The following is a 17,649-nucleotide window of genomic DNA, read 5'->3' as shown; positions in this document are numbered from 1 at the left end:
TTGCTGCCCTAGGACAACAAACCGATTTAAATTTGGCTATAAACCCAACTTAAAGAAGAAATAAGCTTTTTGACTTTGATTACCTTCTGCATTGAACTTTAAATAATAAAATTCCGCTAGCTGCATTTCTATGCAAAAATAAAAAAACTTTTACTTAAAATCATAGACTTTTATAAAATTTTTAAAAAAGATATTCAAATTTAGCTAAAATATATTTTTAGTAAATTCAATCTTGATTTTCAATTGAAATTCTTTGATCACCTTGAATATTTCTACCAAAGTCACCATCTGCACTTTGGTCAGCTCATCGATACTGACATGGTTTGTTGGGTTTTCCTTATTCTTCATCAATTGGAGGGATTGCTTCTCAAGCCTGAGACCCATCAGATAATAATATGCATGGGAAATTTCTTTTGCTTCCCTTTCCGTAAACACTTTCCTCTCCTCCAAAATCCTGATCCGATCTCCTGTATTGGGTTCAAAAATCCTATACTTCAAAGCAAAAATCCTGACCAAGTCCACTATCGGCGTCATTGTTTTTTTGATGTTGAAATGTTTCTCTCCATCTATTTTATAGGTTTTTATATTTTTAAAAAATGTCAGTGGCGGCTCAAACTGAAGTGCATTTGTCCCCATATTGATAAAAAACTTCTCGGAAGGATTTTCAAGTTGCTGGTTCATAAAGTCTTTCAACTCTTCCAAAAGTCCAAAATCCCCAAATATCGGCCTGCAGTCAAAAAAAGTCGAATACTTCATGACAGTTTCTGGTGTGGATTCCTGAATCCAACTTTCATAATTCCGCTTCCAATGGGAAAGAGAATGCGTCCATTTTGGGTTTTTGGCCATAAACCCTCCCTTGCAGAATACAAACCCGACCTGATCCAACGCAAAAGAAACCCTTTCGGCAAAATCCAAAAAGTATTCCCTGACCATTTCGCGGTGTTCATTGGCCTTGTCCTCATAGATGATGGCGTTGTCCTGATCCGTTTTGAGGGTTTGCTCTGCCCTTCCCTCGCTGCCAAGCACAAAAAACACAAACTTGGCCGGGGGTTCTCCTATTTCCCTGATGGTATTTTCAATGATCCTCAGGGCGATCGTGTCCGCCACGGTGGTGATGATCTGATTGACGATCTGTGATTTGAGCCCTTTATCGATCAGCTGATGGATAATTTGAGGAACTTGCTCCCACTTTTCCTTCAGTTCTTCCGTATCCATAGACTGCTTCACAGATTGGATAAAAACAAAAGGGCCCTGCGCCTGCTCTGAAAGGATTTTATTTCGGCTGATCCAACCGACAAAAGTTTCTTTGTTTTTGACCAAAAGGTAGCGTGTCTTGGTTCGGAACATCATCAAAAGTGCTTCATACAGGAAAGCTGAATCCTGAATGTAAACGATATTCCTGTCCATGATTTCTCCTACAGGGGTATCAAAAGAAAGCTTATCGGCGATAATCCTGTCCCGGAGCGTGATATCAGTGACAAATCCAATAATTTCATTGGGAGAATCTCCAATAAAAAAGCAGGAAATCTTGTCCTTAGCCATCAATCTGGCAACTTCAAAAACAGGGGTATGGACCGGACAAACCAATAAATTACGGAAATGGAGGTCCCCGACTTTTTTGGTGTAGATGTGGTCAATATTATTTTCAGCTGTGGTTATCATTCCTTCCCAAACTCTTCATGGTGAAAATAATTAAATTTCTTAATTTCGGCTATGATAATTATTGTAACAGGTGTTTCGGGAAGCGGAAAAACAACTTTGGGTTCCCTTTTGGCCAAGAAACTTCGGCTGCCTTTTTTTGATGCAGATGACTTTCATCCCAAAGCCAATGTGGAAAAGATGACACAGGGAATTCCCCTGACCGACCACGACCGACAGCCTTGGCTCGAGCACCTTGCTGATAATATCAAAGCATGGGAATCAGCCGGCGGCGGAATCCTCGCCTGTTCGGCACTACGTGAACACTACAGACAAATCCTCCAAGTAGTTCCTTCGATAGTATGGCTGCACCTCATTGGCAGCAAAGATATTTTGACCGAAAGGCTTTCTTTGCGGAAAGGCCACTATATGAATCCCGGCCTATTGGATTCCCAATTGGAGACTTGGGAGGAACCCGAATATGGACATCGGATTGATATCTCAAAAACTCCTGAAGAAATGGTTGGGGAAATTCTTAAAATAGAAGAAATCAAGATGCCTTCACTTCACTTTGGCGTCATCGGCATGGGAGTAATGGGCAAAAGCCTTGCACTCAACCTTGCTGACAACGGAATCCCGACAGCAGTGTACAATAGGCATGTGGAAGGAAAAGAGGAAAAAATCGCTTCCACATTTGCAGGTGAAAATTCGGATCTTCCACTTCTGAAAGGTTTTGATGGGTTAGAGGAATTTATCTCTTCCCTCGAAAAACCTAAGAAAATCCTCCTGATGATCCCTGCCGGAAATGCGATAGACATGCAGATAGGCCAATTGCTTCCGATGCTTGAGCCGGGAGACATCATCATTGACGGGGGAAATTCATTTTTTGAAGATTCGAAAAGAAGGTACGAAGAGCTAAATTCAAAAGGCTTCCATTTTATTCCGATGGGAGTTTCCGGAGGGGAAGAAGGAGCGAGAAAAGGACCGTCTTTGATGCCAAGCGGCAATCAGGAAGCTTATGACTTGGTATCCCCTTACCTCAAAAAAATCGCCTCCAAAGACAATAACGGCGCCCCATGTGTCAGCTTTATTGGAAATTCGGGTGCGGGACATTTTATCAAAATGGTCCATAACAGCATCGAATACGGTGAAATGCAGACTTTGGCAGAAACTGTCCACCTGATGAAGTTTGGCCTGAAACTCTCCTATCCCGAAATTTCAAGAACGCTGAAATCCTGGACCAATGAAGGTCTGAAAAGTTACCTGCTCGAAATCACCGCCGACATCCTGCTTGCCAAGGAAGGGAAAAACTTCCTGCTCGATCAGGTGTTGGACAAAGCCGGACAAAAGGGAACAGGTTCATGGTCCTTGACCACGGCATTGAAATACAATGTCGCCTATAGCCCACTTTCGGAAGCTGTCACCGCTAGGATGCTGTCCGGCAACAAAGACGAACGGGAAGAATTGGCTACTTTTTTCGGTCATCGATTCGGAGCTTTTGGAGAAGACAAAGTCATTCTGATTGAGAAAATCAAAAACGCTTACGCCCTCACCCGCATCATCAACCACGAAGTAGGATTTGAATTGATGAATCAGGTGTCCCTGACAGAAAACTGGAACCTCAATATGAGTGAGATATCACGGATTTGGACCAATGGATGCATTATCCGTTCGACGTTGATGGAAAACATGGTTGCTTTGTACAAGGAAAACAGTTCGCTGCTGAAAGCCAAACAGATGAAAACCAAGATCAAAGAACTCCGGTATGACCTTTCTTACATCGTTGGCTTGGGTATTCAGCACAATTATGCCTTGCCGGTCATGTCAGCCGCCATCAATTACTTCTATGGAAGGATTACCGCAGATTCATCAGCCAATCTGATTCAGGCACAAAGGGATTATTTCGGTGCCCATACCTATCAGCGAAGAGACGATCCCAATGGACCATTCCACCATTCGGATTGGAAAGGAAGTATCCCTAAGGGGGGAAGTATGGAGATTGGGTATTAGGGAATGGGTTATTTGGTTATTTGGTTAAATATGCATGAATTCAAAGAATTAGATATTTATTGATATTAGATACTGATTGATATTGTCTCAAAATTCAAAGGCGAATTTGATTCTAAAGGCAGAAAAAAAATTTTGTTTTGCTAATGGGTAATTTGGTTAATGATTCAAATTCAAAAGAGAAAAGGGATTTATTCCAAAACATTAATCTCGAAAATTAAAGATCAGATTCCTGTCAAATATCCATGAATATCCAGTATCAATAAATATCCATAATTTCAATCTGAAAAATTGGATAAAAACGTACCAAAGATTCCAATCCAAGGATCAATTTCAATAAATATCCAGTATCAATAAATATCCATTTCTAAGATCTGATAAAATCATGAAATCAATCCGAAAATATCTCCTAACCCTTTTTTTGACCTTATTGGTATTCCTCCAGTCAAAAGCACAGGAATTTATCGTCTCCAATGTCCATGTCATCGGTATGCGAAATGACAAGGTGCTCAAAGACCATTTTATCCATATCAAGGGAGATAAGATTGTCGGTATATTTCCCAAAAAGGACTTGGGCAAGTTTGAGAAAATGGAAAAGATCGACGGCAAAGGTGCTTATGCTTTTCCGGGTTTGGCAGAAATGCATTCACATATCCCGGTAACTGAAAATGGCGATTTTTCCTATATGCAGGACGTCATGTGGCTGTACTTAGCCAATGGAATCCTCAATGTCCGAGGAATGATCGGCCATGATTCCCACCTTGAACTCAAAAAGAAAATAGCTTCAGGTGAAATTACCGGACCGAGGATTTTTGCAGCGGGACCGTCGCTCAACGGTACTTCCGTCGCAGACCCTGAAAGCGGTGCCAAAATGGTCCGTGACCAAAAAGCGGCAGGTTTTGACCACCTCAAATTACACCCGGGATTGGATATGCCGAAGTTTATCGCCATTGCCAATACAGCAAAAGAAGTGGACATCAAATTTGGAGGACACATCTCCTTGGATGTCGGCTTGGTCAACTCTTTGAAGAATGGTTACCGATCTGTAGAACACATGGATGGCTATATTGAAGCTTTGGTCGCTGACAAGTCAAAACTTGATCCACAGGTAGCCGGTTCCTTCAGCATGCTCGCCCTGAAATATGCGGACATGTCAAAGATCCCCGATCTGGTAAAATTAACTGTGGAGAAAAAAGCTTGGATCGCTCCCACCCTGACCTTGTTTGAACGCTTCTTTGGGTACATTCCGGCTGATGAGTTTCGTCTGGAATCAGACATGAAATACATGCCCGGCCTGCAGGTACAGCAGTGGGTCAACCAAAAGAAACTCCTCGAAAACCAAGGCATGCTCAAGGAAGAAAATGTCAAGCCCTATCTTGAATTCAGAAAGACGATGCTGATGGCCTTGCACCGTGGCGGCGTGCCGATGGTCATGGCTTCAGATTCTCCGCAGGTATTTAACGTTCCCGGATTTTCTATCCACAATGAAATCTCTGCCATGCATGATGCCGGCATGAATCCTTATGAAATCCTAAAAACCGGATCTGTAAACGTGGCAAAGTATTTTGAGAGGGAAGGGGAATTTGGCGTGGTTGCGAAGGGTGCTTCAGCGGATTTTGTATTGGTAGAAGGAAATCCCTTGGAAAATCTGTCCAATCTCCGAAACGTCCAAGGTGTCATGGTCCGTGGCGAGTGGATTCCAAAAAATGTCCTCCAACAGGAATTGAATAGGATTGAGACAAAGAATTTGAGAAAGTGAAAAAAGTCCATAGTCAACTGCCTACAATAAAAAAAAATCAAAAATCCCCTTGGAACCTTACCCCCAAGGGGATTTTTGATTTTGAATCAGGTTATGATTTTTACTTCACCACACCCAATTCTTTCCCCACTTCTATAAAAGCTGCAATGGCTTGATCCAAATGTGCCCTTTCGTGGCCGGCAGAAATCTGTACCCGGATCCTTGCCTGACCTTTTGGCACCACAGGAAAATAAAACCCGATGACATAGATCCCTTTCTCCAAAAGCTTCTCGGCCATCTTTTGGGACAGTACCGCATCATACAGCATGATCGGGACGATGGCATGTTCGCCGGGCTTGATATCAAAACCTGCCGCTGTCATCTTTTCCCTGAAGTATTTGGTGTTAACTTCTAGCTTGTCCCTCAGTTCGGTAGTCTCCGACAGCAGGTCAAAAACCGCAATCGAAGCACCTGTGATGGATGGGGCCAAGGTATTGGAAAACAGATAAGGTCTCGATCGTTGACGCAACAGTTCGATGATTTCCTTCCTTCCTGAAGTGAAACCTCCCGAAGCACCGCCAAGGGCTTTGCCCAATGTCCCGGTGATGATGTCAATTTTCCCCATCACATTGCGGTATTCATGGACGCCACGGCCTGTTTTGCCCATAAAGCCGGTAGAATGACATTCGTCAGACATGACTACAGCTTGGTATTTCTCTGCCAAAGCGACGATTTTGTCCAATTGGGCGATGGTGCCGTCCATGGAAAAAACGCCGTCTGTGACGATGACTTTATTTTGGGCCCCTTTGGCGTCTGCATCTTTAAGTTGGGCTTCGAGGTCTTCCATGTCGTTGTGGTTGTATCGGAAGCGCATCGCTTTGCAAAGCCTGACGCCGTCGATGATGGAAGCGTGGTTGAGGGCATCAGAAATAATCGCATCTTCCGGACCAAAGAGCGGTTCGAAAACTCCCCCATTGGCATCAAAAGCCGCAGCATACAAAATCGTGTCTTCTGTTCCCAAAAACTTGGAGATTTTGGCTTCCAATTCCTTGTGGATATCCTGTGTGCCGCAAATAAACCTCACGGAAGACATGCCAAAACCATGGGAATCGATGGCGTTTTTAGCTGCTTCGATGACCTTGGGATGCGAAGAAAGCCCCAAATAATTGTTGGCACAGAAGTTCAACACCTTTTTGCCTCCGGCAATGGTAATCTCCGCAGCTTGGGGAGAAGTAATGATGCGTTCTTTTTTAAACAGGCCTGCCGCTTCGATTTCCTGTAACTCTTTCTCTAATTTGGGTTTCAAAGTATCATACATAATATTTTGTATTGGGGGTTTTAAAAGAAAAAAACACTCGTACAATTAAAGTGAAATACATTCATCGAAATCACTATTTTTGTCGCTTTAAGTCCCAAATATAATTAAAAATCCCAAGGGCTTTTCCGGAGCACCGATAAGGAATATTTTAAAAATGGAAAGAATTTTGATCATTGGCGCAGCCGGACAATTGGGTTCGGAACTGACGCAGGCCATAGCCAACATCTACGGTGGAGACAATGTCATCGCCACAGACATCAATCCCAAAGCTTTGGAAAAGTTCGAAAACTGCAGGACTGCTGTCTTGGATGTGATGGACAAAGATGCTTTGAAAGATTTGGTCAAGGACCAAAACGTGAAGCAGATTTACCATTTGGCGGCAGTCCTTTCCGCCACAGGGGAGAAGAATCCCCTTTTTGCATGGAACCTCAATATGGAAAGTTTGCTTTTTGTATTGGAACTGGCTAAAGAAGAAAAACTGGATAAAATCTATTGGCCATCTTCCATTGCTGTTTTTGGTCCAAATACCCCAAAAGTCAACACACCGCAATATTGTGTCAAGGAACCCAATACGGTCTATGGTATTTCGAAGCAAGCCGGAGAAAGGTGGTGTGAGTATTACTTTCAGAAATACGGCGTAGATGTACGAAGCCTGCGCTATCCGGGACTTATTGGCTATAAGTCACTTCCCGGCGGTGGGACGACCGATTATGCGGTGGACATCTACCACAAAGCGATAGCAGGCGAGCATTTCGTTTCTTTCCTCCAAGAAGATTCCTACCTGCCGATGATGTATATGCCCGATGCGATCAAGGCCACTTTAGACCTGATGCATGCGCCAAAAGAGCAGGTGAAAATCCGGTCGAGTTATAACCTGTCGGCGATGAGTTTTTCTCCAAAAGAAATTTTTGAAAGCATCAAAGTTCATTATCCTGAGTTTAGTATAAGTTACAAACCCGATTTTAGACAGGAAATAGCAGACTCCTGGCCAGATAGTATTGACGATAGCTGCGCAAGGAAAGACTGGGGTTGGCAACATGACTACAGTCTGGAAAAAATGACCGCCGATATCCTCAAGCATCTTCCGTCTTATTCGTTTTGATTTTTTGAAGGTTCAAATTAAAGAATTGTCAGGGCGTGAAGAAATATGATTAATATGAGAAAAGACCCCAAAGGGGTCAAACCTTTAATAACCCCGGGTAAAACCCGGGGATAAGAAAATGACCAAGATCAGGTCAACCCTGAAGGGGTTGAATGTTTGAAATCTGAGATATTAGCATAGGAAATTATTTGTTGAACTTCCCTGTTTTTGGCGGAAGGCTTATACTCTCTTTATTTTCTTTCGGCCAAAAACCGGTGACGCTTTCCCTCTTTTTACCCCGGGTTGCGTTCCTTACCCGGGGTTATTAATATTTGATCCCTTCAGGATCATTTTCCACAAAAATCTCAAACCAAACAGTCTCTGGGATCGAAGCGAAACAATATCCCAATATCAAAAAGTATCAACCAATATCGAATGAAAGCAGAAGTCGGTTTGTATTAATACATTTTGACCGATACTAATAATTGCATTTCCCCTTCCAACAAAAGACATTTTGATAAGGTGACTAAAAATCATTAATTTGGTTGCAGTAGCTTATCCAAAATGCCAATAAAGAATTTACCCGCTCTCCTTTCTGTTTTGCTCTTCCTTTTGGTGGGAACCATCTTGTTTTTCAAAGAACCAAAAAGAGTGGATTTCAGTACCGATGTCAAACCCATCCTAAACAAGCATTGTATTTCCTGTCATGGAGGCGTCAAAAAAAACGGCGGCTTTAGCGTACTTTTTGAGGAGGAAGCATTTGCGGTTACCGAATCAGGGCAACCTGCCATCATTCCCGGCCAACCCGGCCAAAGTGAAATCATCAGGAGACTTTATGAATCTGATCCCGAAATGCGGATGCCGTATCACAGACCCGCATTGTCACCGGAAGAAATCGAAACCCTCAAAAATTGGATCCATCAAGGCGCCTCTTGGGGAAAACATTGGGCTTATGTCCCTGTAGAAAAGCCTGAAATACCTTCCCCTTCACTTCGCTCATTTGCCTCAATTCTTGGAAAATCCCCAATTTCAACCATTGACCATTTTGTATTCCAAAAACAGATTGAAAATGGACTATCTCCATCTGCGGAGGAAGAATCCTTGCGGCTTTTGAGAAGGTTGGCTTTGGATATCACGGGACTGCCCCCATCAGAAAAATTGGTTAAGGATTGGAATGCTGGCAAAATGACCTTCGACCAAGCAGTGGATCAACTCCTCTCCTTGCCTACCTATGGCGAAAAATGGGCGACTTGGTGGCTCGACATGGCCCGGTATGCAGATACTAAGGGCTATGAACGGGATGTCTCCCGCACCATGTGGCCCTATCGGGATTGGGTCATCAAGTCACTCAATGACGACATGCCATTTGACCGGTTTACGGTGGAACAACTCGCCGGGGATCTTTTGCCCAATCCAACTGAAGATCAGTTGATCGCTACGGCTTTTCACCGCAACACCATGAACAATGACGAGGGCGGTACGGAGGATGAAGAGTTTCGGGTTGCGGCAGTATTGGATCGGGTCAATACCACTTTTGAGGTTTGGCAAAGTACCACCATGGCCTGTGTGCAATGTCACAGCCATCCTTATGACCCTTTCAAGCATGAGGAATATTTTCAGATCAAAGCATTTTTCAATAATTCGCGGGATGAGGACACCCACGACGAGGAACCAAAACTGAGACTTTACTCCGAGGAAGAAAAAGCCCAAGTTCAAAAAATCAAAACATGGGTCGCCAAAAACAGCAACAGCGAGGAAGCTTTGGCCAAGGCCAATTTCCTAACCTACCTTGAACCCAAGTACCACGCCCATCTTTGCGAGGATTTTATCAATGCCGAACTGATCGATACCAAATGGCTTGGCATGTGGCACAACGGGACGACCTACCTCCGCAATGTAGATACTCAAAACTCCGATCAGCTCCTGCTTAATTATTGGGCAGATATAGACGGCACCAAAATGGAAATCCGAAAAGGCGGGCCTGAAGGTGAAATCCTGAGCGAATTTACCATTGATAAAACGGAAGGCCGGATTACTAGGGCTATTCCATTTGCAGAAATAAAAGGTAAGACGGACTTATTTATAACTGCTTCCAACCCAAAAGCAAAACCACAACAGTCTACTTCGGCGATAGTGTGGTTTGCGTTTATAAAATCACTTCCCGGAAAGGACCAACCGGAATACCTCAGCATCGAACAGCAGTGGAAGGACTTGTTAGCTACCAAACCTGTGACGCTACCTATCATGATCGAAAATCCTGATTTCATGAAGCGAAAAACCAATGTTTTTGAAAGGGGGAATTGGATGTTGCTCGGGGAAGAAGTCTCCCCAAAAACACCAGAAGCATTGAACAACTGGAATCCTGAATGGCCTAAAAACAGGTTGGGACTAGCTTATTGGATGGTAGACAAAGAAAATCCGCTGACAGCAAGGACCTTGGTCAACAAGGTATGGGCACAAATATTCGGACGTGGATTGGTCAATACCTTGGAGGATATGGGAACCCAATCGGATCTGCCTTCCCACCCTGAGTTATTGGATCATTTGGCTTGGAAGCTGATGCACGAATATAATTGGAGCATCAAATCCCTGATCAAGGAAATTCTCAGCTCCCATACCTACAGACAAAGCTCCAAGATCAGTCCCCAACTGCATGAAAAAGATCCTGAAAACAGGTGGTATGCAAGAGGTCCGAGATTCAGGCTGAGCGCCGAGCAAGTCCGTGACCAAGCCTTGGCGGTTTCCGGTTTGATCAGTGATAAAATGTATGGCATAGGCGTCATGCCACATCAACCTGACGGAATATGGCAAACCGTATATAACGGAGAATCTTGGAAAACAAGTGAGGGTGAAGACCAATACAGAAGGTCCGTTTATACCTTTTTGAAAAGAACCAGTCCTTATCCTTCCTTTATCAGTTTTGACGCCGGCAGCAGGGAAGTATGCATCAGCAAGCGGAATGTGACCAATACTCCGCTTCAGGCATTGGCGACTTTGAATGATCCGGTGTATATCGAGGCCGCTTTGAAACTTGGGGAAAAAATGTCCCAAGAAACCAGCAAAGATCCCGGGACTGTCATTGCAGAAACCTATGAAAAAATGATGTTGGTGACAATTTCTGAATCCAAGAAGAAAAGCCTGTTGAACCTGTATCAAGAAGCATTGACCAATTACAGATCCAAACCTGAGGAACTGAAAGAATTTTTACAAGACAAAAATGTCGAAGGGAATCCGGAATTGGCAGCTTATACTTTGGTAGCCAATGCCATGTTGAACTTGGACGAATTTCTAACCAAATCCTGAAATGAAAAGGCTGGAAAACCTATTGACCGAGCTTCACCGCACGCAACTTGAAAAACAAACAAGGCGTCACTTCCTGTTGGACTGCGTCAGCAAAATGGGCGGTTTGGCCTTGGCACCCTTGCTATTTGGCTGCGAGACAAATCCGGGCGTGCCCAAAGTTCAGGGACTTCAACTTTCAGACAGGGATTTGAATCCCCTTTCTCCCTTGCCTCCTCCTTATTTTGCAAAGGCAAAATCGGTAATTTACCTGCATATGGCGGGTTCACCATCGCAGTTGGAGCTTTTTGATTTCAAACCTGAACTTGTCAAATACAACAACCAACCTTGTCCTGAATCTCTTTTGGAAGGAAGGAAATTCGCATTTATCCGTGGTGTGCCCAATCTCCTTGGTCCCCAATCCAACTTTGCCCAACATGGCGAATCCGGCGCTTGGGTTTCTGATTACTTACCACATTTTTCAAAAGTGGTAGATGAAGTCGCCTTCCTCAAGGCTGTTCATACCGACCAATTTAACCATGGTCCTGCCCAACTCTTTATGCAAACAGGAAGTCCGAGATTGGGAAGACCGAGTTTAGGGAGTTGGGTTACCTATGGCCTCGGAACAGAAAATCAGAATTTACCGGGTTTTGTCGTCTTGACTTCCGGAGGAAAAACCCCTGATGCAGGGAAAAGCGTTTGGGGCAGCGGGTTTTTACCCTCAGTTTACCAAGGAGTCCAATGTCGTTCAAAAGGTGATCCGGTACTCTACCTTGAAGACCCAAAAGGAATCAACCGTGACCTCAAAAAGACATTGATCTCCTCCATCAACGAAGTGAACAAAGCCGAATTTGAAGCATTTGGTGACCCCGAAACTTTGGCACGGATCAACCAATACGAGATGGCCTACAGGATGCAGATTGAGGTTCCCAATGTGATGAACATCAACGACGAACCTGAATATATCCATCAACTATATGGTACAAAACCTGGAGAAGAGTCCTTTGCCAATAACTGCCTTCTCGCCAGAAAATTGGTAGAGAAAGGGGTTCGCTTTGTTCAGTTGTATGATTGGGGATGGGACAGCCACGGCACAGACCATGACACGGCAATTGATTTGGGATTAAGAAACAAATGCAATGAAATAGATAGACCGATTGCCGCCCTTTTGCTCGACCTCAAGCAAAGGGGATTGTTGGAAGATACTTTGGTGGTGTGGGGAGGTGAATTCGGGAGGACGCCCATGCAGGAAAACAGAGAGGGAAAGACAATGGGTTTCAAAGGAAGAGACCACCACGTAGATGCTTTTACCATGTGGATGGCCGGTGCAGGGATCAAAAACGGATCAAGTTATGGCCAAACGGATGATTTTGGGTTTTCGGGTGTAGAAGGAAAAGTTTCCGTTCATGATGTCCACGCCACGATATTGCAGGTTTTGGGATTTGACCACGAAAAATTCACATACGATTTTCAGGGAAGGCCTTTTCGACTGACAGATGTGGAAGGTGAAATCATCAGAGACATTTTAGCCTAAACGAAACCAATGCCGCTATTCATTCTCCCACTGATCGGAAGATTTCACCCCTTGATAGTCCATTTGCCGATTGGGTTTATTTTGTTTGCCCTGGTCTTGATGTATTATCCCAGAAAGGACAAAAACCTGCTTTTGCCCACTGTGCAGTTTGCCTTGCTTTTAAGCACCTTGATGTCATTTTTTGCGTGTATCACCGGAATTATTCTCTACAATCAGGAAGGTTATGCTTTTGACACGGTTCAAAACCATTTGATTTTGGGCATTCTCACCGCACTGACTTGCTTATCCCTTTTTCTTCTTGTCAAAAAACATCAAACCCTATCGGATCCGAAAATCCATGTTGGTTCAGCCATACTTTTTCTTTGTCTGACAATTACCGGGCATCTCGGAGGCAATCTGACACACGGAGAAACTTACCTGACGGAGGTTTTGCCGGAAGGGATTCAGGAAACTTTCGGATGGAAAATAGAGGAGCAGTTTGAGCCACTTTCCCTTGATGGGGAAGCATGGGAGGAAGCTTTGTTCTATGAAGATGTAGTCCAACTAATTTTGAATCAAAACTGTCGCAGTTGCCATAATGAGAAGAACAGCAAGGGGGATTTGATCCTGACTTCCAAAGAAAGTTTGTTGGAAGGCGGGAAAAATGGAGAAGTGATCTTCCATAAAACTCCCATGGAAAGCGAACTGATTAAGCGAATGCTTCTCCCATTAGATCATGAAGACCATATGCCCCCAAAGGAGAAAAGGCAGCCCGTAGAAGCCGAGGTGGAATTGATAAAAGCTTGGCTACATAACGGTGCATCTTTTGAAGAGACACTCGGCCAATCGGGAATTTCAGTAGATTTGGTTTCTTCTTTTTTTGTGAAAAATGAAATCTCAATTTATCCTGAAGTCCAACTCGAGCCATTGGAAGAGGATGTTTTGAAGGAATTGAAAAGCCAAGGTTTTTTTATCGAAAAGCTGAGCATAACATCTCCATTACTCAAAGTCAGTACCATCAATTTCCCTGAGGCCGATAATCAGGATTTGGAATCTTTGGAACCTATTCTTGCCTATATCACCATCCTTGATTTAAGTCTTTCGAATGTTACCGATGATGTTATTCCTCTTGTAGGAAAAATGGAAAACCTCACAATTCTCAAACTTAATGAGACAAAAATTGAAGGTCAAAGTTTTGAAATGCTGAAGGGAAATACCCACTTGATTCAGTTGCATTTGACCAAATCAATAGTCAATGGGGACAATTTAGGAAAGCTGGATTCCCATCCTAGCCTTCAAAAAGTTTTTGCTTATGAAACCCCTTTGGCCAAAGAAATCAACGTTGAAAAATACAAGGAATTGAGATTTAAGGTGGAGTTGGGAAATTTTGAATTGCCTTCCCTGCCAACAGATCAAGTGAAATATTAGCAGGAAAGACAAATTCTAGATTTTTTTCAAGATCGCTTCCGGTTCAAAACCCAAAATCAAATCTCCGTTGGGAAACTCAACTATCGGTCTTTTGATCATGCTGCTTTTTACTTTTAGCATTTCAAAAGCGGAGTCCTTCTTTTCCAAAGTGGCTTTTTCTTCTTCAGATAGCTTTTTATAGGTAGTCCCTTTTTTGTTGACCAGGGATTCAATGCCTACTTTATTGGCAAACTTTCCTAGCAAAGCTTGGTCAGGTGCCTGTTTTTTGTAATCAATGAACTCGTAACCAATTCCTTTTTCCTCCAAAAAATTGAAGGTCTTTTTCATGGTGTCGCAGTTTTTGATCCCGTATATTTTTAAGGTCATTTTGGTAGATTTTGCAATAGAAAATTTATCCTTAGAGGCTTTCCTTGAGGGATTCCTCATTGGCTTTGATGACCTTTTCGATCAATTCATCGCTCAACGCAGTGGAAAGGAATAAACTTTCATATTGGGATGGAGCGAGGTAGATACCTCTTTTGAGCATCCCTTGAAAGTATTTTCCAAAGCGGACAGTGTCAGATTTTTTGGCAGATTCAAAATCGAAGACTTCCTGATCGGTAAAAAACAGACTGTACATACTGCCTAAATGGTTGATCGTATAATTCAATCCAAGCTTATCCAAAGAAGATCGGAATCCATTTACCAATTTATCCCCGATATTGTTTATCGTGGTATAAACCTCAGGATTTTGGTTAAGGTGTTTGAGCATCGTCAGACCCGCAGCCATGGCAATTGGATTACCGGAAAGTGTCCCAGCCTGATAGACAGGACCCGCCGGAGAGACAAACTCCATAATTTCCTTCTTCCCACCATAAGCCCCGACAGGAAGACCGCCCCCGATGATCTTTCCGAGGGTAGTCATATCAGGAATTACTCCAAACAGTTCTTGGGCACCGCCTTTTGCAAGCCTGAATCCGGTCATGACTTCATCAAAAATTAGAACAATTCCTTCTCGTGTACAGATATTTCTCAATCCCTGCAAGTATCCTTCTTTTGGCAAAACCAGTCCCATATTGCCTGGAACAGGCTCCAAAATCAAAGCAGCAATTTCCCCTTTATTGGCCGCAACAAGCTTTTCGATGGCTTCGAGGTCATTGTACGGAGCTAGGAGAGTGTCTTTTGCTGTTCCTTTTGTGACTCCAGGTGAATCGGGATTGCCCATGGTAATCGCCCCTGATCCTGCAGAAATCAAAAAAGAATCACCATGACCATGGTAGTGCCCTTCCATTTTGATAAACTTATCCCTACCTGTAAACCCCCTTGCAACCCTGATGGCAGACATAGTTGCTTCCGTACCGGAATTCACCATCCTGACTTTTTCGACAGAAGGAACCATGCTGGCAATCAACTCTGCAATTTCAACCTCTTTTGCTGTAGGCGCCCCATAAGATGTACCAAATTCTAGGGCCCGGACTATGGCTTCTTTGATCATAGGATGGTTATGACCAAGAATCATCGGACCCCAGCTATTGATGAGCTCGATGTAGGCATTATCATCTTCGTCATAGATAAATGCACCATCAGCTCTTTTGATAAAAATCGGATCTCCACCTACCGCCCTGAACGCACGAACGGGAGAATTGACTCCTCCCGGTATATATCTTTTCGCCTTTTCAAACAAGGCCTTACTATGGGTAATCTGCATGAATTTTTTCTTTAATTAACTTCTAATTTTCCGTTATACAATCTTAACACAGGAACGTAACGGTTGTTATTGGAATCTCTAAAATCGAATCCATATGTTATTTTACCTTGATTGAAACCGTCTTTGTTTAGATTAGTTCTGAAATCAAATCCATCTGTAGGATTGATGGTCTCAGCTATCCAATAAGCAAGTTCATAGCCCAAATGCATATTCAGGGAGGGATATTTTCCATATTCTTCATTGAACCCATTTCTAAAAACTTCCAAATTCGGATTGTTAAAGTCGATGGAATTGTTCCCTAAAAAGACAAAATTTTGATTTTCTAACATTTCATAACTGGCAAAATTGAAATACAACCAACTGTCCATCACAATAACCGGAGTTTTCAGGTTTTTGGATTCCATAAACCCGAAAGTTGCTTGGGCAATATTCGGATCATCAGAAAGAATTATTACTGCGTCTACTTTTGAAAGTGAATCTGTTCCAAGTTGAATGGAATCAAAAAATTGATTGATGTTTTTGGGAGAAATCAATGTTTTTAACACAATGGGATAGCCCTGACTTTTACTGTCTTCCCCGAGTTTATTTGCAAGTTGCTCATCTCTTGATGTGCTGGAATATGCCAATGCTAATCTTTTTCCTTCGACGTTGTTTCTTAAATAAGTCAATAAACCGTTGCTTAATGAGGATATTGCAGGCCGAAACAAATAAGCAAAGTCATAACCTTGGATCCTATCATCAAGATTTGAAAGGGGATTGATAAACGGAATATTATTTTTCTCCGAAAACTGCAAAACTACTTCCGTTTCTTCCGGATAGATCGGCCCTATAATGACATCTGCTTTCAATAAAAAATCATCCAAAAGGATTTTTTGAAGTCGGGAATTATCTCTTTGGGTATCAAAAGTTTTAACATTTATTTTATACCCATATGAAATCAATTCCTTGATTCCAAAATCGATGCCTTGGTATAGTTCCAAAATAAAATTCCCTTGTGAAATAGTTTTTACATCGGTTCCGCCTGAATAATTGAAAGGTAAAAGTATTGCAATATCAAGAATTTGGAGATTTTTGGTACTCGATTTTGGTGTATTTATTGATTTATCCAAACTACTCAATTGCTGTAAAACAGCTTTTTCATCGGTAGACATGATGGATTGCTTTTCAAGCTGATTTCTCAAGGCGATTAAGTAACCCTTATTGCTTTGGAATTTACTCAAATTGGCAATCAAAAAGCTCACGGATGAATTCTTGAGTTGATTCAAACTTGCACGTTCGCCAAGAGCAAAGATTTCAGGGTTTTTGATAAGTGAAATTTCCTCCAAAGCCTCAAGATTTTTGTTTTCTCCAAAATAGATCAATGCGAGTAAATACCTAGCATCATATTGTTTTTCCCAGGATTTATTAACTGCCAATGGCTCGATTACAGATTTCGCCAATTCCAATTGTTTATTTTGAAAAGCTGCAAATCCAAAATGATACTGTGCATATAGTGCAAGATTACCATATTTGGATTGCTCCATATAAGGCCTCATAAGTTCCATTGCATCGGCATAATTTCCATAACCGATTAAAGTTTTTGCTTTTTTGTAGGCAGCTAAATTATCCTGAGCGAATCCTTGTAATGAAAAAGTAAATATTAAAACCAATAAAAAGAAGTATGTTCTCATAAGGGACAATCTTGATTCGGAGATAAATATTATTCTCAAATAGGCTCTAAAGTTAACCCATTTCCCAGCAAAAGAAAAGTAAAATATGGCTAACAATCTAATTGATTATGGCATATCCTAATTTCATTTGAATCAAAAATTCAGCATTATTCATTAAACGCAAAAAGCCTTTGGATTACTCCAAAGGCTTGTGATAATGTGGCGGCGGCCTACTCTCCCGGGTGTAACCCCAGTACCATCGGCGCTGCAGGGCTTAACTTCTCTGTTCGGGATGGGAAGAGGTGGGACCC

At 42.5% G+C, this 17,649-nt stretch carries 11 protein-coding genes and 1 rRNA gene; 6 read left to right on the top strand and 6 right to left on the bottom strand.

Annotated elements, in window-relative coordinates; genetic code table 11:
- Window positions 1–204: 204 nt before the first annotated feature.
- Window positions 205–1,662 (bottom strand): DUF294 nucleotidyltransferase-like domain-containing protein, encoded by a 1,458-nt coding sequence (locus NK987_RS18280; protein WP_259265037.1) that lies wholly within the window; start codon window positions 1,660–1,662, stop codon window positions 205–207.
- 51 nt (window positions 1,663–1,713) lie between these two features.
- On the opposite strand from NK987_RS18280, the gene gndA reads away from it, so the two are divergent.
- Both gndA and NK987_RS18270 read left to right on the top strand, forming a co-directional pair.
- Complete coding sequence (gndA, locus tag NK987_RS18275) at window positions 1,714–3,648, top strand: NADP-dependent phosphogluconate dehydrogenase (RefSeq protein ID WP_259265036.1); 1,935 nt, start codon at window positions 1,714–1,716, stop codon at window positions 3,646–3,648.
- A gap of 382 nt (window positions 3,649–4,030) precedes the next feature.
- Window positions 4,031–5,404, top strand: a complete 1,374-nt coding sequence (locus NK987_RS18270; RefSeq protein ID WP_258425043.1) for an amidohydrolase family protein — start codon at window positions 4,031–4,033, stop codon at window positions 5,402–5,404.
- A gap of 100 nt (window positions 5,405–5,504) precedes the next feature.
- Here the strand turns inward: NK987_RS18270 and kbl are convergent, their stop codons facing one another.
- Window positions 5,505–6,701: a glycine C-acetyltransferase gene (gene kbl, locus NK987_RS18265; protein WP_258425042.1), complete on the bottom strand. Its 1,197-nt coding sequence runs from the start codon at window positions 6,699–6,701 to the stop codon at window positions 5,505–5,507.
- Between the two features lie 154 nt (window positions 6,702–6,855).
- Between kbl and NK987_RS18260 the strand changes: the two genes are divergently transcribed.
- From NK987_RS18260 to NK987_RS18245, 4 genes are all read left to right on the top strand, one after another.
- The gene (locus tag NK987_RS18260) at window positions 6,856–7,803 is read left to right on the top strand and encodes an NAD-dependent epimerase/dehydratase family protein (RefSeq protein ID WP_258425041.1); all 948 of its coding nucleotides are present in this window, start codon (window positions 6,856–6,858) and stop codon (window positions 7,801–7,803) included.
- Window positions 7,804–8,346: 543 nt separating this feature from the next.
- Window positions 8,347–11,085 (top strand): DUF1553 domain-containing protein, encoded by a 2,739-nt coding sequence (locus tag NK987_RS18255; RefSeq protein ID WP_259265035.1) that lies wholly within the window; start codon window positions 8,347–8,349, stop codon window positions 11,083–11,085.
- A 1-nt stretch (window position 11,086) separates the two neighbouring features.
- Entirely contained in the window at window positions 11,087–12,595 is a 1,509-nt protein-coding gene (locus tag NK987_RS18250) for a DUF1501 domain-containing protein (protein ID WP_259265034.1), read from the top strand.
- Window positions 12,596–12,604: 9 nt separating this feature from the next.
- Window positions 12,605–14,002 (top strand): c-type cytochrome domain-containing protein, encoded by a 1,398-nt coding sequence (locus NK987_RS18245; protein WP_259265033.1) that lies wholly within the window; start codon window positions 12,605–12,607, stop codon window positions 14,000–14,002.
- A gap of 15 nt (window positions 14,003–14,017) precedes the next feature.
- Here NK987_RS18245 and NK987_RS18240 read toward each other — a convergent pair whose 3' ends face one another.
- The 4 genes from NK987_RS18240 to rrf all read right to left on the bottom strand — a co-directional run.
- Window positions 14,018–14,368 carry a Spx/MgsR family RNA polymerase-binding regulatory protein gene (locus tag NK987_RS18240; protein ID WP_259265032.1) on the bottom strand — a complete coding sequence of 117 codons (351 nt, stop codon included), beginning with the start codon at window positions 14,366–14,368 and terminating at the stop codon, window positions 14,018–14,020.
- A 31-nt stretch (window positions 14,369–14,399) separates the two neighbouring features.
- A complete protein-coding gene (hemL, locus tag NK987_RS18235) occupies window positions 14,400–15,689 on the bottom strand; it encodes a glutamate-1-semialdehyde 2,1-aminomutase (RefSeq protein ID WP_259265031.1) in 1,290 nt (429 codons plus the stop codon).
- 11 nt (window positions 15,690–15,700) lie between these two features.
- Window positions 15,701–17,359, bottom strand: coding sequence for an ABC transporter substrate-binding protein (locus NK987_RS18230; protein ID WP_259265030.1), 1,659 nt, complete (start codon window positions 17,357–17,359; stop codon window positions 15,701–15,703).
- 196 nt (window positions 17,360–17,555) lie between these two features.
- Window positions 17,556–17,649: ribosomal RNA gene (gene rrf / locus NK987_RS18225) — 5S ribosomal RNA — on the bottom strand; the annotation flags it as partial.

Origin of the sequence: Aquiflexum gelatinilyticum (genome assembly GCF_024813435.1) — a bacterium.
Taxonomy (GTDB): domain Bacteria; phylum Bacteroidota; class Bacteroidia; order Cytophagales; family Cyclobacteriaceae; genus Cognataquiflexum; species Cognataquiflexum gelatinilyticum.
Note: the sequence above shows the minus strand (reverse complement) of the source record. Positions and strands in the feature narration are given on the sequence as shown.